This window comes from Marinobacter panjinensis (assembly GCF_005298175.1).
Taxonomy (GTDB): Bacteria; Pseudomonadota; Gammaproteobacteria; order Pseudomonadales; family Oleiphilaceae; genus Marinobacter; species Marinobacter panjinensis.
The window spans coordinates 1,801,713-1,821,913 of record NZ_SZYH01000001.1; the positions used below are offsets into that span (position 1 = coordinate 1,801,713).

At 58.9% G+C, this 20,201-nt stretch carries 17 protein-coding genes; 10 read left to right on the top strand and 7 right to left on the bottom strand.

Annotated features, from left to right (window positions below):
- Positions 1 to 128: 128 nt before the first annotated feature.
- Both FDP08_RS08310 and FDP08_RS08315 read right to left on the bottom strand, forming a co-directional pair.
- The gene (locus FDP08_RS08310) at positions 129 to 473 is read right to left on the bottom strand and encodes a chaperone modulator CbpM (protein WP_137435504.1); all 345 of its coding nucleotides are present in this window, start codon (positions 471 to 473) and stop codon (positions 129 to 131) included.
- A 12-nt stretch (positions 474 to 485) separates the two neighbouring features.
- Positions 486 to 1,457, bottom strand: coding sequence for a DnaJ C-terminal domain-containing protein (locus FDP08_RS08315; RefSeq protein ID WP_137435505.1), 972 nt, complete (start codon positions 1,455 to 1,457; stop codon positions 486 to 488).
- Positions 1,458 to 1,757: 300 nt separating this feature from the next.
- On the opposite strand from FDP08_RS08315, the gene FDP08_RS08320 reads away from it, so the two are divergent.
- The gene (locus FDP08_RS08320; protein WP_137435506.1) at positions 1,758 to 2,453 is read left to right on the top strand and encodes a TVP38/TMEM64 family protein; all 696 of its coding nucleotides are present in this window, start codon (positions 1,758 to 1,760) and stop codon (positions 2,451 to 2,453) included.
- Positions 2,450 to 4,690: a hypothetical protein gene (locus FDP08_RS08325; RefSeq protein ID WP_137435507.1), complete on the top strand. Its 2,241-nt coding sequence runs from the start codon at positions 2,450 to 2,452 to the stop codon at positions 4,688 to 4,690. Before FDP08_RS08320 ends, FDP08_RS08325 begins: the two co-directional genes overlap by 4 nt.
- A gap of 9 nt (positions 4,691 to 4,699) precedes the next feature.
- On the opposite strand, the gene fba is transcribed toward FDP08_RS08325, so the two are convergent.
- From fba to tkt, 4 genes are all read right to left on the bottom strand, one after another.
- Positions 4,700 to 5,764 (bottom strand): class II fructose-bisphosphate aldolase, encoded by a 1,065-nt coding sequence (gene fba, locus FDP08_RS08330; protein ID WP_137435508.1) that lies wholly within the window; start codon positions 5,762 to 5,764, stop codon positions 4,700 to 4,702.
- Positions 5,765 to 5,947: 183 nt separating this feature from the next.
- On the bottom strand, positions 5,948 to 7,108 hold the full coding sequence (locus tag FDP08_RS08335) for a phosphoglycerate kinase (RefSeq protein WP_137435509.1): 1,161 nt from the start codon (positions 7,106 to 7,108) through the stop codon (positions 5,948 to 5,950).
- A gap of 137 nt (positions 7,109 to 7,245) precedes the next feature.
- Positions 7,246 to 8,280: a type I glyceraldehyde-3-phosphate dehydrogenase gene (gene gap / locus FDP08_RS08340; protein WP_137435510.1), complete on the bottom strand. Its 1,035-nt coding sequence runs from the start codon at positions 8,278 to 8,280 to the stop codon at positions 7,246 to 7,248.
- Complete coding sequence (gene tkt, locus FDP08_RS08345; protein ID WP_137435511.1) at positions 8,280 to 10,280, bottom strand: transketolase; 2,001 nt, start codon at positions 10,278 to 10,280, stop codon at positions 8,280 to 8,282. Before tkt ends, gap begins: the two co-directional genes overlap by 1 nt.
- A 233-nt stretch (positions 10,281 to 10,513) precedes the next feature.
- On the opposite strand from tkt, the gene FDP08_RS08350 reads away from it, so the two are divergent.
- The 7 genes from FDP08_RS08350 to FDP08_RS08380 all read left to right on the top strand — a co-directional run bounded on the left by FDP08_RS08350 (position 10,514) and on the right by FDP08_RS08380 (position 18,167).
- A complete protein-coding gene (locus FDP08_RS08350; RefSeq protein WP_137435512.1) occupies positions 10,514 to 11,515 on the top strand; it encodes a metalloregulator ArsR/SmtB family transcription factor in 1,002 nt (333 codons plus the stop codon).
- A 150-nt stretch (positions 11,516 to 11,665) separates the two neighbouring features.
- Positions 11,666 to 12,856: a methionine adenosyltransferase gene (gene metK / locus FDP08_RS08355; protein WP_137435513.1), complete on the top strand. Its 1,191-nt coding sequence runs from the start codon at positions 11,666 to 11,668 to the stop codon at positions 12,854 to 12,856.
- A gap of 462 nt (positions 12,857 to 13,318) precedes the next feature.
- On the top strand, positions 13,319 to 14,713 hold the full coding sequence (gene ahcY, locus FDP08_RS08360) for an adenosylhomocysteinase (RefSeq protein WP_137435514.1): 1,395 nt from the start codon (positions 13,319 to 13,321) through the stop codon (positions 14,711 to 14,713).
- Between the two features lie 15 nt (positions 14,714 to 14,728).
- On the top strand, positions 14,729 to 15,598 hold the full coding sequence (gene metF, locus FDP08_RS08365) for a methylenetetrahydrofolate reductase [NAD(P)H] (RefSeq protein ID WP_137435515.1): 870 nt from the start codon (positions 14,729 to 14,731) through the stop codon (positions 15,596 to 15,598).
- Between the two features lie 309 nt (positions 15,599 to 15,907).
- Positions 15,908 to 16,666 carry a transporter substrate-binding domain-containing protein gene (locus tag FDP08_RS08370; RefSeq protein ID WP_137435516.1) on the top strand — a complete coding sequence of 253 codons (759 nt, stop codon included), beginning with the start codon at positions 15,908 to 15,910 and terminating at the stop codon, positions 16,664 to 16,666.
- 69 nt (positions 16,667 to 16,735) lie between these two features.
- On the top strand, positions 16,736 to 17,407 hold the full coding sequence (locus FDP08_RS08375; RefSeq protein ID WP_137435517.1) for an amino acid ABC transporter permease: 672 nt from the start codon (positions 16,736 to 16,738) through the stop codon (positions 17,405 to 17,407).
- Between the two features lie 13 nt (positions 17,408 to 17,420).
- Positions 17,421 to 18,167, top strand: coding sequence for an amino acid ABC transporter ATP-binding protein (locus tag FDP08_RS08380; RefSeq protein ID WP_137435518.1), 747 nt, complete (start codon positions 17,421 to 17,423; stop codon positions 18,165 to 18,167).
- Positions 18,168 to 18,188: 21 nt separating this feature from the next.
- On the opposite strand, the gene FDP08_RS08385 is transcribed toward FDP08_RS08380, so the two are convergent.
- Positions 18,189 to 18,677: a DUF2505 domain-containing protein gene (locus FDP08_RS08385; protein ID WP_137435519.1), complete on the bottom strand. Its 489-nt coding sequence runs from the start codon at positions 18,675 to 18,677 to the stop codon at positions 18,189 to 18,191.
- Positions 18,678 to 18,846: 169 nt separating this feature from the next.
- Between FDP08_RS08385 and FDP08_RS08390 the strand changes: the two genes are divergently transcribed.
- Entirely contained in the window at positions 18,847 to 20,199 is a 1,353-nt protein-coding gene (locus FDP08_RS08390) for an adenosylmethionine--8-amino-7-oxononanoate transaminase (protein ID WP_137435520.1), read from the top strand.
- Positions 20,200 to 20,201: the final 2 nt, after the last annotated feature.

Sequence of the window (20,201 nt, forward strand, 5' to 3'; positions counted from 1 at the left end):
CCTGGTGGGTGGGCCGGCTGGCACACCCCTGTTCAAAACACGCCCGTAAATACGTCCCTGTAGGGCTCGGTCGCGCCATCCCTGGCGCTCCACGGTTTTGAACAGGGGTGTGCCAGCCGGCCTTCTGACTACGAGTCGCCTAAAAACTGCCTGAGTTGCCGGTTAAGGCGATCGACTTCACGTCGCATTTCCTGGACCTCATCAAGGAGCTCAAGCGACATCGCCAGGCCAGGCAGGTTCATCTTCAGATCCCGCTGCAAACGCTGGGCCTTGCGGAGACGAGCCAGGGCGTCGAGATCGAACTGCCATTGGCGTGCTTCCGGTGATTCCTCCACAGGAGCGATCACACCGTAGTTCACCAGTTTGATAACGAACTCCGCATGGCAATCACCACGCTCGCAGACCTCCCGCAAGGTGAATGTAGCGGTTGGTTCCACCAGTTCGGCGCTCAGAATCCGGTCTTTATCAGTCATCCTTCACCCCGCTCACACATGCAGTTTGCTGCGTGGATTGAACCCTTTTTCAGCCTCGGCCAGCTGCTTGTACAGCGCCTCGGCTTCTTCGCTGTGCCGCTCCGGCATCACAATCTGCAGCACCACAAGTTGATCCCCCGGATGCTTGCCTGGCAGGCCTTTGCCCTTGAGGCGCAATTTACGGCCGCTGGAAGAACCCTTGGGCACCTTCACGTTCACCTTTGAGCCAACGGTGGGCACCGTGACCGAGGCACCGAGAGCGGCTTCCCAGGGTGCAATGGGCACGGTCACAAGTATATCCCGCCCTTCTACCGTGAACATGGGGTGCGGTGCGTATTCCACTTCAATAAACAGGTCGCCATTCTCCGCACCACCAATCCCGGGCGCGCCCTGACCTTTCAGGCGGATATGCTGCCCTTCTCTCATGCCGGCGGGGATCTTCACGTTCAGGGTTTTCTGACGTGGCACTACGCGGCCGTGGGCATCCGGCTCATGAACACTGAACGACACCTGCTTATCGCAGCCGTGGAAAGCCTCCTCCAGGAACAGCGCCAGCCGGGCGTGAACGTCTTCACCCCGCATGCGCATGGAGTGGCGCTGCCCGCCGAAGCCAGCCCCCGGACCGGCTCCCCTGCGACGGCCACCGCCGAAGATTTCCTCAAAGAAGTCACTGAACTGCGCTGCATCTGCTTCAGTATAACCACCGCCACCAAAGCCGGACGCACTCTCCCATCCAGGAGGCGGCTGGAATGACCCGTCTTGCCGGGCACCATATTTCTTCAGCTCGTCATATTCGGCGCGTTTTTCGGGGTCTTTCAGCACTTCATAGGCCTCGCCGACGTCTTTGAATTTGTCGGACGCATCAGCTTCCTTACTGACATCCGGATGGTATTTCCGGGCCAGTTTGCGGTAGGCCTTTTTGATTTCCTCGGGGGAGGCAGACTCACTCACACCAAGTACGGCGTAATAGTCTTTGAAGTCCATTCTTTTCCTCACACCTGTTTAGAATGCTGGGCATTGTTTACCCGGTTACTACCACTATATTTGATGAGGAAGTGGAAATTACAAGGTGGGGGCGTATCAGAATTGATGCGTATCAGTTGTCTGGCCATGGTTGTCCGCTTGTTTTCACCCCCTGGCCTATCTAGGCTTGATGAGAGATGAGAAACATTTCAGGCAAGATGTGCCCCTTATTTTCGTTTCCGTTACAGGAGGTGATCTCCCATTACCCAAAAAGCAGATCTGGAGCGAAGGGCCGGCTGGAAACGTTCTCCCATACTCGGGATGCTGGCCAGCATCGCTTTTGTGGGTGTTATTCTTGCGATCCTCTATTCCCTGGGGATCCATGAACGGGTCGTGGTCATGCTTCAGTGGTTTGAAGACCAGGGCGCCTGGGCTGCCCTGTTATTCATTCTGCTGATGACGGTCACTGTGGTTGCCCTGCTGCCCGGCGTTTTGTTTACCACTGGCGCGGGCTTCGTATTCGGGGTGATGGAAGGCACCGTGTATGTGGTCACCGGGACGGTGTTGGGGGCTTCCCTGGCTTTCCTGATAGCCCGGCATCTTTTTGGCGAACGGGCAAAAGAATTTGTGATGGCCAGAGCACGCCTGCGGCTGATGAGCAATGAGCTGACGCCCCATGGCTGGAAAATCGTGCTTCTGACCCGGCTGATTCCGTTTTTTCCCAGCAAGCTTTCAAACTATTTCTTCGGCCTGACCCGATTTTCGTTTCGTGGCTTTGTCGGAGGTTCCGCCATAGGTTTCATACCTTTCTCGCTTCACAACGTTTACCTGGGGTCTATCGCAGCCGACCTGACCGTTCTGGGAGTGCGGGAGACCGGCCGCTCCCCTCTGGAGTGGGCCATATACGGCGCCGGGTTCGCCGGCACCCTGGCCGCTGTCATTTATCTCAACATCCTCGCCCGCCGCGCCCTGTCCAAATACGCTGACGAAGAGCACAGCCTGGAGATCAAACAGTGACCTGGATGAAATGGCTACCCTGGCGTTTCGTGGTTAAAACCGTCGCCCGCAAACACGGCTTTCTGGACCCCATCGCCCTGCTCTCCAGACTCCATGGATTTGCCCAGCCTTCGGAAGTCGGCGAACCCATCGAGCTGCTACGGGCCGGTGTGGTTTTCCACGCCCGGGGCCTGATCAACAGCCGGGTTATCCAGCACAATCTGGACTGGGTCTGGCCCTACTGGATTGAGCGGCAGTTTGACCCAAAGGATCCTTCGTTCATTCCCCGGGCGTTTTCCATTACCCATATCAACCTCAGCAACCGGAACTGGACGGCAGTGGGGCACCCCGACTGCGACGAACTGCCAATCGTGGACCCGAGGGGCCTGCTGACACCGTTTTTCGACAGCTGGTCACTGGACGGCTGGCTGCTGGCTGAAGACGGCCGCTGCCTGCTGCCCTCACGGGTAAAGGATTCACGCCAGTGGCAGGATGTGGGCGAGGTGATCAGCGTCAATACCGAGTCATCCATGGACGGCCTGGAACTCGGCAGCAAAGCCTGGGTGGAGCTGGAATCCGGCGTTCCGGTGTGCAAATTCCGGCTGCGGGCCAAGTCGCAGGTAGCCGGTTCACTGGTGCTGGCACTGCGGCCGTCCAATCCCGAGGGAGTGAGTTTCATAAACCGCGTCAGTCTCTCGAAAGACCGGGATGCCTGGACGGTGGAGGGCGATCGCTCAGTCACCTTCAGCGCTCCTGCCGAGCGGCACCATGTCTCGGATTACCGGAACGGTGACGTGCACATTCATTTGACCGACCGCGAGGACCAGACCGAGGGCGTCTGTGATGTGGGCATGGCCACCGCGGCAGCGCTGTTTTCCGTGAAGGCCGGGGAAACCCGCGAAATCACCGCCAGCATTCCCCTGAGCGACACCCGGGCACGGCTACCCCTGGCCGATGCCTGGCAGACAGAACGGGAAGGCCACGCCCGCCTTGTGTGTCCCGAACCTCACTACCAGTTTCTCTATGATGCTGCGGTTGCGTCCCTGATCCTCCACTCTCCGGACGATGTCTATCCCGGCCCATTCACCTACAAGCGGTTCTGGTTCCGCGATGCGGCCTTCATCATCAACGCGTTACTGTGCATCGGACTGACCGGACGGGCTAAGCGGGCCCTGTCCCGCTTCCCCCAACGCCAGACCAGTCGCGGTTATTTCCGCTCCCAGGAGGGCGAGTGGGACGCCAACGGAGAAGTACTCTGGATACTCAAACGCTTTTTTGACCTGACGGGTCGTCGCCCGGAAAAACACTGGCATGACCCCATAAGTCGTGGCGCCCGGTGGATTACCAACAAGCGCCTGCGCAAGGAAACCGAAGCGCCCCACGCGGGGCTACTGCCAGCAGGTTTCAGCGCAGAGCACTTGGGCCCGAATGATTACTATTACTGGGATGACTTCTGGGGCATCGCGGGGCTTAATGCCGCTGCGGACATGCTGGCGGTCGACAGCCCGGAAGACAGCCGGGCTTTCCGGGAAGATGCGGTCGATTTTACGAAGGCAGTCGACCGCAGCCTTGAGCGCTGCCAGACGCGTTTGAAGCGGCCAGGCATGCCAGCCTCCCCTTACCGGCGCCTGGATGCGGGCGCCATAGGCTCCCTGGCGGCGGGTTACCCGACCCAGCTCTGTGCTCCCGATGATCCACGCCTGCTGGACTGCGCTGAATTTCTGCTGGAGCGGTGTTTCGTCGATGGGGCCTTTTACCAGGACATGATTCACTCCGGCCTGAACGCCTACCTGACCCTGCACGTGGCTCAGGTGCTTCTGCGGGCGGGAGATTCCCGCTATCTCCAGCTGATGGATTCAGTGGCCGAACTGGCTTCGCCTACTGGCCAGTGGCCCGAAGCCATCCATCCCGGCACCCTGGGAGGCTGCATGGGAGACGGCCACCACGTCTGGGCGTCAGCCGAATGGGTGCTGATGGTGCGCAACTGTTTTGTGCGGGAAGAAGGGGAACGCCTGGTACTCTGCGGTGGTATACCCGAGCGCTGGCTGGAACAGAACGAGACCATCAGCTTCGGCCCAGCGCCCACAGGCTTTGGCACTGTCTCCGTCAGCGTAAGGCCGGACGCAGCTGGTTCACACAAAGTGGAATGGACGGCCGAGTGGCACTCGGAAGAGCCGCCCATCGATGTGAAGCTGCCAGGGTACGAACCGGTAGTCGCGAGCCCGGGTACGGGCTCGGCGACACTGGAAAGACCCTGACTACAACGTTTACTTGACCTTGGGGTCCAACTCGCCAGAAGCGTAACGCTCAAACATGCGCTCGAGGTTAACCGGTTTGATCTTGCTGGCGTTGCCGGCAGTTCCGAAGGCTTCGTAGCGGGCAACGCAGACTTCCGTCATTGCCTTCATGGTTTCCTTCAGGAACTTGCGCGGGTCGAACTCGGCGGGATTCTGGGCCAGAAAGCGGCGGGTTGCACCGGTGCTGGCAAGACGCAGGTCGGTGTCGATGTTGACCTTGCGAACACCGTGCTTGATGCCTTCCACGATTTCCTCAACCGGCACACCGTAGGTCTCGGGAATTGCACCACCGTATTCGTTGATGATCTTCAGCCACTCCTGGGGTACGGAGCTGGAGCCGTGCATCACCAGGTGAGTATCCGGAATGCGGGCGTGGATGGCCTTGATCTGGTCGATGGCCAGGATGTCACCGGTCGGTGGACGGGTGAACTTGTAGGCGCCGTGGCTGGTGCCAATGGCGATGGCCAGGGCATCCACGTGGGTTTTCTTGACGAAATCCGCGGCTTCTTCCGGGTCGGTCAGCATCTGGCTGTGATCCAGGGTGCCTTCGGCGCCAATGCCGTCTTCTTCACCGGCCTGGCCGGTTTCCAGGGAGCCCAGGCAACCCAGTTCGCCTTCTACGGAGACGCCACAGGCATGCGCCATTTCCACAGTGCGGCGGGTGACATCGACGTTGTACTCGTAGTCCGTCGGAGTCTTACCGTCTTCACCCAACGAGCCGTCCATCATCACCGAACTGAATCCCAGCTGGATGGAACGCTGGCACACAGACGGGCTGGTGCCATGGTCCTGGTGCATGACCACCGGAATATGGGGAAACTCCTCAATGGCCGCCAGAATGAGGTGACGCAGGAACGGCGCACCAGCGTATTTGCGGGCGCCGGCAGAGGCCTGAACAATCACCGGAGAGTCGGTTTTATCGGCCGCCTCCATGATCGCGCGCATCTGCTCAAGGTTGTTCACGTTGTAAGCCGGCACACCGTAACCATGCTCGGCGGCGTGGTCCAGCAGTTGCCGCATCGAAATCAGGGCCATGGGGTTGTCTCCTCAATTAATTAAATGTCTCTGGCAGACTTTCAGATCTGGAGTCTGCTGCGGAGGGCCGAGAAGCCCTACCGGAACACGCTGTGAATACGTCCCTGTACGCTCGACAAAAACATCCATGTTTTTGACGGTCCCGGTAGGGCTTCTCGGCCCTCCTTGCGATTCAACTATCTGCTATTCGCCGCGTTCTTCTAGAACGGCGACGGCCGGTAGCGTTTTTCCTTCCACGAATTCCAGGAAGGCACCGCCGCCGGTGGAAATGTACGAGATTTTGTCACTTACACCGTACTTGTCAACGGCGGCGACAGTATCACCACCGCCAGCCAATGAGAAAGCATCGCTTTCAGCGATGGCTTTCGCCAGGGACTGGGTGCCGTTGCTGAACTGGTCGAATTCGAAGACGCCAACCGGGCCATTCCAGAGGATGGTTTTGGCATTTTTCAGCAAATCAGCGAACTGGCCAGCGGTTTCCGGACCAACATCGAGGATCATGTCGTCATCACTGACGTCGGAGATGTTCTTGGTGGTGGCGGTCGCGGTTTCCGAGAATTCGCTGGCGACCACGACATCCACTGGCAGCGGGATTTTAACGCGGGAGGCGATTTCCCGGGCGGTGTCGATCAGGTCGTGTTCGCACAGGGATTTGCCTACCGGGTGACCGGCAGCTGCCAGGAAGGTGTTGGCGATACCGCCACCGACGATGATCGAGTCGCAGACTTTTTCCAGGGCGTTCAGCACGTCCAGCTTGGTGGATACTTTGGAGCCGCCGACAATGGCGACCACGGGCTTGACCGGGTTGTCCAGGGCCTTGCCGAGTGCTTCCAGTTCGGCCGCCAGCAGCGGGCCGGCGCAGGCTTCGGGCGCGAAACGGGCAACACCATGGGTTGAGGCCTGGGCGCGATGGGCGGTGCCGAAGGCGTCCATTACATACACATCGCACAGGGCGGCGTACTTTTTGGCGAGCTCTTCGTCGTCTTTCTTCTCGCCCTTGTTGAAGCGCACGTTTTCAAACAGAACCACTTCGCCGTCGGCTACTTCAACGCCGTCCAGGTAATCGGTGATCAGGCGCACGTCCTGGCCCAGCAACTTGCCGAGGTGATCGGCCACCGGCTTCATGGAGGAAGCTTCGTCGTAAACGCCTTCTTCCGGGCGACCCAGGTGGGACATCAGCATAACCCTGGCGCCGGCGTCTTTTGCGGCCTTGATGGTGGGCAGCGAGGCGCGGATGCGGGCGTCGCTGGACACTTCACCATTTTTTACCGGTACGTTCAGATCTTCACGGATCAGTACCCGCTTACCGGCGAGGTCCAGATCGGTCATTCTCTTGATGGCCATAACATTCTTCCTTTGATCAGATCTTTTGCGTTTGGGTCGTGGTTGGGTGTCGGATTACGGCTTCGCCTAATCCGACCTACGGGTGGTCGGTCGTAGGTCGGTTGTAGGTCGGATTAGGCAAAGCCGTAATCCGACAATCAGCCGCTGGTTTTCTTCAACCAGCAATGGCTGACGTCCAGCATCCGATTTGCGAACCCCCACTCGTTATCAAACCAGCACAGCACCTTTACCATGGTGCCGCCGGTTACCCGCGTCTGGCCCCCGTCCACGATTCCGGAATGGGCGTCGTGGTTAAAATCGGAGCTGGCCAGCAGCTCATCGGTGTAGCCCAGAATGTGCTTCAACGGGCCACGGGCGGCGTTTTTTAACAGGTTATTCACCGCCTCCACAGAAGTGCTTTGCCGAACGTTCACTACCATATCGATGGCCGACACGTTCATGGTGGGCACGCGCATGGCCACGGAGCTGAACCTGCCTTCCATATGGGGAAGCAGGCGTTCGATGCCTTTGGCCAGGCCGGTGTCCACGGGAACAATGTTGTGCAGGGCGCTGCGGGTGCGGCGCAGGTCCTGGTGATGGTAGGCATCAATAACCGGCTGGTCATTCATCGCGGCGTGAATGGTGGTGGTGCTCCCCTGCTCCACACCCAGGGCCTCATCCAGTATCTGGATGACCGGCACCAGGCAGTTGGTGGTGCAGGAGGCTGCAGCCACGATGCGGTCCGTTTCGGTTAACTGGTCCTGGTTTACGCCATAAACCACCGTGCGATCCACGTCGGATTCGGCCGGCTGTGAAAACAGCAGGCGGGCAGCACCGGCGTTCAGGTGTTGCTCCGCCGTGGCCCGGTCGGTGAAGGCACCGGAGCACTCCAGCACCAGATCCACGCCCAGTTCATCCCATGGCAATTCCGAAGCCTCGGGATGGCGAACCACGCAGATCTGGTCACCGTTCACCACCAGGGAATCGCCCTCGACCCTTATCTCACCCTGAAATCGACCATGGGTGGAGTCGTAGCGGGTGAGGTGGGCAATGGTGTCGATATCCGCCAGCTCGTTAATCGCGACCACCTGCAGGTGGTCGCGAAAACCGTTCTCATAGAGCGCCCGCAGGACACACTGGCCGATACGGCCGTACCCATTGATGGCGATGCGATGCGGTGCAGCGGTACTCATCAGGCTTCCAGCAGCTCCCCGGCGACGGCGATCACGTTGTCGACAGTAAATCCGAACTCCTTGAACAGCTCGCCCGCAGGTGCGGACTCACCGAAGGTGCTCATGCCCACAATGCGGCCGTCCAGGCCAACGTACTTGTACCAGTAGTCTTCGATGCCGGCTTCGATGGCAACGCGGTTGGTCACTTCCAGTGGCAGGACTTCCTGCTTGTAGGCCGCGCTCTGGGCATCAAAGGTGTCCGTGCTCGGCATGGAAACCACGCGCACCTTGCTTCCTTTCTCCCGCAGTGCAGCTGCCGCGTCCTGAGCCAGCCCGAGCTCGCCACCGGTGGCAATCAGGATCAGATCCGGAGTGCCTTCGCTGTCGGACAGAATGTAGCCACCTTTGGCCACGTTCTGCAGCTGGGTCGCGTCACGATCCTGATGGGGTAGTCCCTGCCGGGAGAACACCAGGGCCGTCGGGCCGTCGGTGCGCTCAAGTGCAGCTTTCCAGGCAACAGCGGATTCCACCGTGTCGGCCGGGCGCCAGGTGCTCATGTTCGGCGTGGTGCGCAGGCTGGCCAGCTGTTCGATGGGCTGGTGCGTGGGACCGTCTTCGCCGAGGCCGATGGAGTCGTGGGTGAAGACATAGATGGAGCGTTGCTTCATCAGGGCTGCCATGCGCACGGCGTTGCGGCAGTACTCCATGAAGATCAGGAAGGTGGCGCCATAAGGCACAAAGCCACCGTGCAGGGCAATGCCGTTCATGATGGCGGCCATGCCGAATTCGCGAACGCCGTAGTAAATGTAGTTACCGCTGGCATCCTCTTTGGTCACCGGCTTGCTGCCATTCCAGATGGTGAGGTTGGAGCCGGCAAGGTCAGCGGAGCCGCCCAGCAGTTCCGGCAGCAGTGGGCCATAGGCGTTCAGGGTGTTCTGGGAAGCCTTGCGGCTGGCGACGGTCTCGCCCTTGTCCTGACACTCCTGGATGTAGGCCTGGGCCTTCTCCGAGAAGTCCGCTGGCAGCTCACCGGCCATACGGCGCTTGAACTCGGCAGCGAGTTCCGGCTCGGCCTTCTCGTAAGCAGCGAAGGCCTGCTCCCACTCGGACTGAGCAGCCGCACCCTTCTCGCGGGCATCCCAGGCGCCATAGATTTCTGACGGAATTTCAAAGGCACCGTGGTTCCAGCCCAGCTTTTCGCGGGTCAGGGCGACTTCATCTTCACCCAGCGCGGCGCCGTGACAGGCTTCGGTGCCCTGCTTGTTGGGGGAGCCGAAACCGATAATGGTCTTGCAGCAGATCAGGGTGGGCTGGGACGTGTTGGCCCGGGCCGCTTCAATGGCACTGCGGACCGCTTCCGGGTTATGGCCATCAACCTCGGGAATCACCTGCCAACCGTAGGATTCAAAACGCTTGGGGGTGTCGTCGGTAAACCAGCCGTCGACCTCGCCATCAATGGAAATGCCATTGTCGTCATAGAACATAACCAGCTTGCCCAGGCCCAGGGTGCCGGCAAGGGAGGACACTTCGTGGGAGATACCCTCCATCAGGCAGCCATCGCCCAGGAACGCATAGGTGTAGTGATCAACAATGTTGTGGCCGGGGCGGTTGAACTGCTCGCCCAGGGCCTTCTCCGCCAGTGCAAAGCCAACCGCGTTGGCAATACCCTGCCCCAACGGACCGGTGGTGGTTTCTACACCCGGCGTGTAGCCGTACTCCGGGTGACCCGGGGTTTTGGAGTGCAGTTGACGGAAGTTCTTGATGTCATCAATGGAGACGTCATAGCCAGTCAGGTGCAACAGGGAGTACTGCAGCATGGAGCCGTGGCCATTGGACAGCACAAAACGGTCACGATTGGCCCACTTGGGGTTGGCCGGATTGTGGCTGAGGAAATCATTCCAGAGTACCTCGGCGATGTCCGCCATACCCATGGGCGCGCCCGGGTGGCCGGATTTGGCTTTCTGAACCGCATCCATGCTCAGCGCGCGAATGGCGTTGGCGAGATCTGTGCGAGATGGCATTGACGTTTCTCCAGTATTGGTCGGCAAAAAGGTGAACAGTTAAAAAGAAGGCGCGTATTTTCGCCGATTAGTGACCACCGGGGCAAATCGGCGTCACTCTTTTTACGCCTGTTCTCTGTGGCGCTTATTGATGACAGAAATTTTGGCTGACTTTTCAATTAGATCTAACTCTATATCAATTTATTTTGATATAGATATTGATTGGCCGGACAGACACCCCTAAACTTCTCTCCATGACATCCATAACCACGCACGCAAATGACCTGTCCTCAATGGACGCCCTGGCACCGATTTTCAAAGCGAGCGGTGACCCGTTGCGCCTTGAAATCCTGCGTGTGTTGCGCCGGGACACCTTTGGCGTTCTGGAACTGAGCCAGTTGTTCGATATGCGCCAGTCCGGTATGAGCCACCACCTCAAAGTGATGCACAAGGCCGGTCTGCTGGAACCCCAGCGCGAGGGCAACGCCATCTTCTACCGGCGCCCCCTGAACCTGGAGAGCGACAAGCTCACCGACCAGACCATTCGCCAGGTATTTGAAACGGTCGATCGTATCCCCCTGCCACAACACCTGCAGGGAAAAATCGAGGCCATCCGTAACCAGCGTGCTGACCAATCCCAGGCTTTCTTCGCCCGCTATGCGGAAAAATTCCGCGAGCAACAGGAGCTGATTGCCGCGTTCGAGTTGTACGCCGAACCGGTGGCCAACCTGATCCGCAACCGCTCCACCCGGCATGACTGGAAAACCGCCCTGGAAATCGGCCCCGGCGAAGGTGCATTCCTGCCGGTGCTGTCGGCCATCTGCGAGCACGTGGTGGCCCTGGACAACTCCCGAGACATGCTTGCCAAAGCCTCCCGCACCTGCATCGACGAGCGTCTGAACAACGTCGACCTGATCGAAGGCGTGACCGACAACCTGCTTGCCCGGGGGGACGATTTCGACCTGGTGGTGGCCAATATGGTGCTACACCACGTGCCCAGCCCGGCTGATATCTTTCTGGACGCCGCAGCACTGATGAAAACCGGCGGCTGCCTGATGATCAGCGACCTGTGCAGCCACGACCAGGACTGGGCCAAGGAAGCCTGCGGCGATCTTTGGCTGGGCTTCGAACCGGAAGAACTCACCAGCTGGGCCGCAGAAGCCGGCCTGATTGCTGGTGAGTCTTTGTTTATCGGCCTCCGCAACGGATTCCAGGTGCAGGTAAGAGAATTCTGGAAAAACCCGGAGTCTGCCTGAAGGCAAGAAATAAAAACTGTATCAATTTTTTTTGATATAGAATTATGCAGACTCTGAAAACTGATTTACGATAGCGACATTGAAACAGCCGGCAGAAAGCAAACACCCGACGCCGGCGCGAATTTGCAACGCTCACAGAGGAGCAACCCTATGTCTGATTACAGCGTCTTTACCTCCGAATCGGTCTCTGAAGGCCATCCTGACAAACTGGCAGACCAGATTTCTGATGCCGTACTCGACGCCATCCTCGTGGACGACCCCCACGCCCGGGTTGCCTGTGAAACCATGGTGAAAACCGGCGTTGCCATTATCGGCGGGGAAATCACCACCAGCTCCTGGGTTGATCTGGAAGACCTGGTCCGGGAAGTCATCAAGGACATCGGTTACACCTCGTCCGACGTGGGCTACGACGGCGACACCTGCGGCATTATCAACATCATCGGCAAGCAGTCCGTGGACATCGCCCAGGGCGTTGACCGCAAGAAGCCGGAAGACCAGGGCGCCGGCGACCAGGGCCTGATGTTCGGCTACGCCAGCAACGAAACCGACGTGCTGATGCCGGCCCCGATCACCTTCTCGCACCGCCTGGTCCAGCGCCAGGCCGAAGCCCGCAAGAGTGGCCTGCTGCCATGGCTGCGCCCGGATGCGAAAAGCCAGGTCACCTGCCGCTACGAAAACGGCAAGGTTTCCGGTATCGACGCCGTGGTGCTGTCCACCCAGCACGACCCGGACGTCACCCAGGCGGACCTGAAAGAAGCGGTGATGGAACTGATCGTCAAGAACGCGCTTCCGGCAGAACTTCTGCACAAGGACACCCAGTTCCACATCAACCCCACCGGCAAGTTCGTCATCGGCGGCCCGGTAGGTGACTGTGGCCTGACCGGTCGCAAGATCATCGTCGACACTTACGGCGGCATGGCCCGCCACGGTGGCGGCGCCTTCTCTGGCAAGGACCCGTCCAAGGTGGACCGCTCCGCGGCTTACGCCGGCCGTTACGTTGCCAAGAACATTGTTGCCGCTGGCCTGGCGGAGAAGTGTGAGATCCAGGTGTCCTACGCCATCGGCGTGGCGCAGCCAACATCGATCTCCCTGAACACCTTCGGCACCGGCAAGATCAGCGACGACAAGATCATCGAACTGATCCGCCAGAACTTCGACCTGCGGCCGTACGCCATCACCAACATGCTGGACCTGCTCCACCCGATGTACCGTGCAACAGCGGCCTATGGCCACTTTGGTCGCGAGCCGGTTGAGATGACCGTTGGTGGCAAGACCTTTACCTCCTTCCCATGGGAGAAGACGGATCGGGCGGACCTTCTTAAGGATGCCGCTGGTATTTAATTTGGATTTGGATTTGGGTTAGCCCGCTACTGATGGGGTGGCGGCGCTGAGGTAACCCTTTCATGGACACGCTACAAGCACGTCCGTGTGCGCTTGGGGTCGGCCATCCCTGGCCTCCCACAGTCCATGAAAGGGGTCCCTCACCACCGCTTCGCATTTGGTGAGGGCTTCTCTAGACAAGCTAAATGAACGTTTTATGTCTCCCGCTGAGATTTCGACGGAGACGGTTTTAAAGGCCAATTTGATGGCCTTGGTCGTACAAAGACGGCGATCACCAAAATTTGAACGAGGCGGTGGGGGGATTCTCTCCCCGGAATGTGGGAGGCCATGGATGGCCGACCTCAAGCGCACATGGATGTGCTCGTAGCGTTTCCGGGGAGAGAATTCCCCCACCGCCGACACACCGAATTGAGAGGCCACGGAAACAACCACCGAGGCCAAAGAAACGACAGGAGCAACACCATGAGCACTCCAGCAGAAAAACTGAACCAGTCCGATGACTTCAAGGTCCGTGATATTTCACTGGCGGCCTGGGGGCGTAAAGAGATCAACATCGCTGAAGGCGAAATGCCAGCGCTGATCAAGCTCCGTGAAAAGTACAGGGGTGAGCAGCCGCTGAAAGGCGCCAATGTCATGGGTTGTATCCACATGACCATCCAGACCGCTGTATTGATTGAAACCCTGATCGAACTGGGCGCCAACGTGCGCTGGTCATCGTGCAACATCTTCTCCACCCAGGACCAGGCTGCAGCGGCCATCGCTGAGCGTGGCATTCCCGTGTTTGCCTGGAAAGGCGAAACCGACGAAGAGTACGACTGGTGTCTCGAGCGTACCGTCGGTGCCGACGTGGAAGGCTGGGAACCCAACATGATCCTGGATGACGGCGGCGACCTGACGGCGCTGCTGCACGAGAAGTACCCGGAAGTCCTGGCCAAATGCCACGGTGTGACCGAGGAAACCACTACCGGCGTACATCGTCTGCAGGAAATGATGCGGGACGGCAAGCTGAAGGTGCCGGCCATCAACGTTAACGATGCCGTGACCAAGTCCAAGAACGACAACAAGTACGGCTGTCGCCACAGCCTGAACGACGCCATCAAGCGCGCTACCGACCACCTGATGGCCGGCAAGAAAGCGCTGGTGATCGGTTACGGTGACGTGGGCAAGGGCTCTGCCGCTTCCCTGCGCCAGGAAGGCATGATCGTCAAGATCACCGAAGCCGACCCGATCTGTGCCATGCAGGCGTGCATGGACGGTTTCGAAGTGGTGTCTCCGTACCTCGACGGCGTGAACACCGGCACCGAAGCCGGCGTGGACAAGGCGTTGCTGCAGAATACCGATTTGCTGGTAACCACCACCGGCAACATGAACGTGTGTGATGCCAACATGCTCAAGGCTTTGAAGACCGGTGCCGTGGTGTGCAACATCGGACACTTCGACAACGAGATTGATACCGCCTACATGCGCAAGAACTGGGAGTGGGACGAGGTCAAACCGCAGGTACACGTGGTGTATCGCGACAAGGCCACCAACGACCACCTGATCCTGCTGTCCGAAGGCCGCCTGGTGAACCTGGGTAACGCTACCGGCCACCCGTCACGGATCATGGATGGCTCGTTCGCCAACCAGGTGCTGGCGCAGATGTACCTGTTCGAGCGCAAGTTTGCCGATCTGCCGGAAGACGCCCGTGAGAAGGGCATCTACGTTCAGGTTCTGCCCAAGCACCTCGACGAAGAAGTGGCCCGCGCCATGGTGGAAGGTTTTGGTGGCGTGATCACCAAGATGACGCCGGAGCAGGCGAGTTACATTGGTGTACCGGTCGAAGGCCCGTACAAGCCGGAAAGTTACAAGTACTGATCAGGTAGTAGCAGCATGGAAACCCAGAAACAGTTCAAGCGCCGCTTCAGCTTTGAGTTTTTCCCACCCAAGACCGACAAGGGCTGGGAAAAGCTGCAGGGCGTTCGCAACACGCTGGCAGAGGTTGACCCAGATTTCTTCTCTGTCACCTTTGGCGCTGGCGGCTCCACCCGGGACCGCACCGTGCAAACGGTGCTGGACCTGCACAAGCGGGGCGTGTCCACGGCACCGCACCTGTCCTGTGTGGGCGCCACCCGCGACAGCATTGCAGAACTGCTGGACGTGTACCGTGAAAACGGCATCAACCGCATCGTCGCCCTGCGGGGCGATATGCCCTCCGGCATGGGTGCGGCCGGTGAGCTGCGCTACGCCAATGAGCTGGTGACATTCATTCGCGAGCACAGCGGCGATACCTTTAATATTGAAGTAGCGGCCTACCCGGAATTCCATCCCCAGGCCCGGACCGCGGAAGATGACCTGAAGAACTTCGCCCGCAAGGTCGAAGCCGGCGCCAACAGCGCCATCACACAGTACTTCTTCAACGCGGACAGCTACTTCTACTTTATTGACCGGCTGGAAAAAATGGGCGTTACCATTCCGGTGGTGCCGGGCATCATGCCCATCGTCAACTTCTCCAACCTGACCCGCTTCTCCGACATGTGCGGCGCGGAAATCCCCCGATGGATCCGCAAGCAGTTGGAAGCCTACGGCGACGACAGCGACAGCATCCGCAAGTTCGGCGAGGAAGTGGTCACCCGCATGTGCGAAAAGTTGCTCGCCGCCGGGGCGCCGGGGTTGCACTTCTATACCCTGAACCAGGCGGAGCCCAGTGTCAGTATCTGGAAGAACCTGGGGCTTGGTGAGCGGGAGAAGATTGCGTTTTGATGGCGGTTTTTTGTGTCGGATTACGGCCCTGCGGGCCTAATCCGACCTACATTCCAATACCGACAATTTTGCAGTAAACCGTAGGTCGGATTAGGCCCGAAAGGGCCGTAATCCGACAAATTCCTCCTACCTCCCCCCTGAATTACCCCCACCCAACCATTTGATTTCCTGCATTTCTCCGGTTAATGGTCTAAAGTATAAAAGTTGCAGTTCCATTAACTGCCCCCGGGGAGAACTGGCTTGATCAGCCTGCATTTCCGGAGCACTCCACCAGGTGCACGGGCAACAAAAGCAAAAACGGGAGATTGTATGAGCACCAAATGGATTAAAACGGTTGGCGCAACGCTGGCATTCACCGTGGCCGCAGGAACCGTCAGTGCAGAGACCCTGCGTGTCGTCACCGACCCCAGCTTCGTACCTTTTGAGATGATGGATCAGGAAACCGGTGAGATGATCGGCTTCGACATGGAGATCATCCGCGAAGTAGCAGAGCGTGCCGGCTTTGAGATCGACCTGAACACCATGGACTTCAACGGCATCATTCCTGCCCTGCAGACCGGTAACGTGGATATCGCCATCGCAGGCATCACTATCACCGAAGAGCGTGGGGAAATCGTCGATTTCTCCGACCCGTATTACGATTCCGGCCTGCGGATTATGGTGCGCCAGGACAACGATGAGGTCGAAGAGATTTCTGACCTCGAAGGCAAGAAAATCGGCACCAAAATTGGCAGCACCAGTTACGACTACCTGGTGAAAACCCTGGACGAAGACGACGGCGTAACGCCGTATCCGGGCAGCTCCGACATGTACATGTCTCTGATGTCAGGCGCTGTTGACGCGGTTTTCTATGACGCGCCCAACGTTGGCTACTTCGCCAAGACCCGAGGCGAAGGCAAGGTGAAAACCGTTGGCAAGCTTTATGAAGGCCAGCAATACGGCATCGCGCTCAAGAAAGGCAGCGAATGGGTGGACGACGTCAATGACGCCCTGGCTGAGATCAAGGAAGACGGCACCTACAAGGAAATCTACGAGAAGTGGTTCGGCCCCCTGCCGGAAGACAAGTAAAACTGAGAACCACAGCCGGGGCGCACAATGCCCCGGCTGGCAACTCCCCATCCAACGGAGACATCCACTGTGGAATTCCAGTTTCAGTTTGACTGGCAGGCTGCCATCAACTCGATTCCTTACCTGCTTAAAGGTATTCCCTACACGCTTCTTATTTCCTTTGGCGGCCTTGCCATCGGCTTTGTTCTCGGCATCATTTTCGGCTTGCTGAGTATCAATAAAAAGTGGTTCTTGCGCTGGCCTGCCACTGCCTACATCGAAATTTTTCGCGGCACCCCGATCCTGGTTCAGGTGCTGTTCATCTTCTATGGTTTGCCCGATCTGGTGGGCGGCCCGATTGACCCGCTGACCGCCGGTATCGCAGCCATTGCCCTGAACTCTGGCGCCTACATCTCGGAAGTTGTCCGGGGCGGCGTGCAGTCTATCGACAAGGGCCAGACCGAAGCGGGCCTGTCGCTCGGGTTGTCGCGATCCCAGACCTTCTGGTCGATCATCTGGCCCCAGGCTTTCCGCCGCATGATCCCGCCACTGGGCAACCAGGCGATCGTGAGCATCAAGGACACCTCCCTGTTCTCGGTCATCGGTGTGGGTGAGCTGGTTCGTCAGGGCCAGGTGTATATCGCCAATACCTTTACCGCCTTCGAGGTCTACTTCGTGGTGGCGCTCATGTACCTCGCGATTACCCTCTCCCTCTCTCTCGTGCTCCGCTACATCGAGCGGCGCGGACTGGCTTCTGTCTGAAGGATAGGTACCCATGACTCAGATCGTGCAAATGCGGGGCTTAAACAAGTACTTCGGTACCCTGCATGTCCTCAAGGAAATCGACCTTACCGTTGAAGCCGGCGAAGTGGTGGTGATTATCGGCGCCAGTGGCTCCGGCAAATCCACGCTCATCCGCTGCGTCAACGGCCTGGAAGAGTTTGAATCCGGCAAGCTGATCGTGGACGGCAATGAGCTTGCGCCGAAAAGCGGCAATCCGAAAGCCCTGGCGGAAATCCGCAAGGAAGTGGGCATGGTATTCCAGCAGTTCAATCTCTTCCCGCACCTCACCGTGAAGAAAAACATCATGCTGGCACCCATGAAGGTCAAGGACACTCCCCAGACCATCGCCAATGCGACCGCAGAGCGGTTGCTGAACCGCGTGGACATTGCCAGCCAGGCAGACAAGTACCCCACCCATCTGTCCGGCGGCCAGCAACAGCGGGTAGCCATTGCCCGTGCGCTGGCCATGGAACCCAGACTGATGCTGTTCGACGAACCCACCTCGGCGCTGGACCCGGAAATGATCGGCGAAGTGCTGGATGTTATACGGGAACTGGCCAGGGAAGGCATGACCATGATGGTGGTCACTCACGAGATGGGCTTCGCCCGGGAAGTCGCCGACCGCGTGATCTACATCCACGAAGGCCAGATTGTCGAGGAAGGCAAGCCGGCGGATGTGTTCGACAACCCGCAGAATGAGCGTACCCAGTCGTTCCTGAGCCGGGTGCTGTCGCACTGATCATCTCACCCGTCACGCGCTCTAGAGCAACTGGCGGGTGATTCTGTACTCCTTCTCGATCTTGGTATGGGAATCATCCGCCAGAAACCGGGCAATCTTCTTGCCCAGCAGTGGCACTTCGCACAGGACATTCAGCGTGACGTAGTTGATACAGGCCCGGTCTGTGCCCTGAAGCCGCATGTTGCCCTTGATTTTTGCCGGAACGCCCTCGATCCGCACCCGGAATTCGCAATGCCATTCGCCGTCGTCCTTGCGGAGCCAGTGCTCTTCCTGCCGCACCCGGTTCCACTCCCGGTGAAAGCCGGAGAGAATACCGGGCACCTCGGTTGAGGCCATCATTTCCCGTTCCACCACAACCTTCGCCGATAGCTCATCGCGGCTCAGTTCCGGTACCCGCACGTTACGGGAACCCAGTCGCTGGTTTTTCTCGTGGATGTGGGCTTCGTCGAAGAAGGCGCCCAGCACCCGCTCCAGGCCAGCATCGTATGAATGTCTCAGTTCCAGTTCCATAACGGCCTCCGTGAATGAATGACCCGATTGTGGGCAAGGCGTGCTGCAGGCACATTGGCCCACCGGTCATTGGTGGTTGGCACAGTGGTCAGCGGCCGCTGTTAACTGTAATATCCGCACAGGTTAACCGCCGAGAATTCATAACCTGAGCGTCTGACGGAGATTTATCATGCGTAATGCTGACCTCGTCGCCCGCGGCCTTAAATCCGTATGGCATCCCTGCACCCAGATGAAAGACCATGAAGGAACTTTGCCACTGGTTCCGATCAAGCGTGGTGAAGGCGTCTGGCTCGAGGATTTCGAGAACAACCGTTACATTGACGCGGTGAGCTCCTGGTGGGTCAACCTGTTCGGTCACGCCAATCCGCGAATCAACGCCGCGATTCAGGAACAGATCGGCCAGCTGGAGCATGTGATCCTGGCCGGATTTACCCACGAGCCTGTGGTAAACCTGTCAGAACGGCTTATTGAAGTGACCCCGGAAGGCCTCAACAAGTGCTTTTACGCCGACAACGGCTCTTCCGCGATCGAAGCGGCGCTCAAGATGAGCTTCCATTACTGGAAAAACCACGGCAAGCCGGGCAAGAAAAACTTCGTGAACCTGAGCAACAGTTATCACGGAGAAACCCTGGGCGCCCTGGCCCTGGGCGATGTTTCACTCTACAAGGACACCTATCAGCCGTTATTGATGGAAGTGCTGACGGCGCCCTCTCCGGACGCCTTCAACAAGGAGCCGGGTGAAACTGACGAGGAATACGCCCTGCGGCAGTTCGAGGCCATGGAGGCGCTGCTCGCAGAAAAACACGATGAAATCTGCGCCGTGGTGGTGGAGCCCCTGATCCAGTGCGCCGGTGGCATGCGCATGCACCACCCCATTTACCACACCAAACTGCGTGAAGCCTGTGACCGGTATGGCGTGCACCTGATCGCCGACGAGATTGCCGTGGGATTCGGCCGCACCGGTACCCTGTTTGCGTGCGAGCAGTCCGGCATTACGCCGGACTTCATGTGCCTGTCCAAAGGCCTGACCGCCGGCTACCTGCCGCTGTCCGTGGTGCTCACCACCGATAAGGTCTATAACGCTTTCTACGACGACTATGAAACCCTGAAGGCGTTCCTGCACAGCCACAGCTACACCGGCAACCCCATCGGCTGCGCCGTTGCCCTGGCGACCCTGGACATCTTCCGCGACGACAATGTGATCGAGAACAACAAGCGCCTGAGCACCTGCATGGCCGACTCCGTGGCCCACCTGGCGGACCATCCCAACGTTGGCGACATCCGCCAGCACGGCATGACCCTGGCGGTGGAAATGGTCAAGAACAAGGCCACCAAGGAGCCTTTCCCCTGGCAGGAGCGCCGCGGCATCCGGGTATACCAGCACGCCCTCACCCGACAATCGCTGTTGCGGCCGCTGGGCAATGTGGTCTACTTTATGCCCCCTTATGTGATCACCGAAGAACAGATCCGCCACTTGGCCCAGGTGGCCACTGAAGGCATCGAAATCGCAGTACGGGACTGACC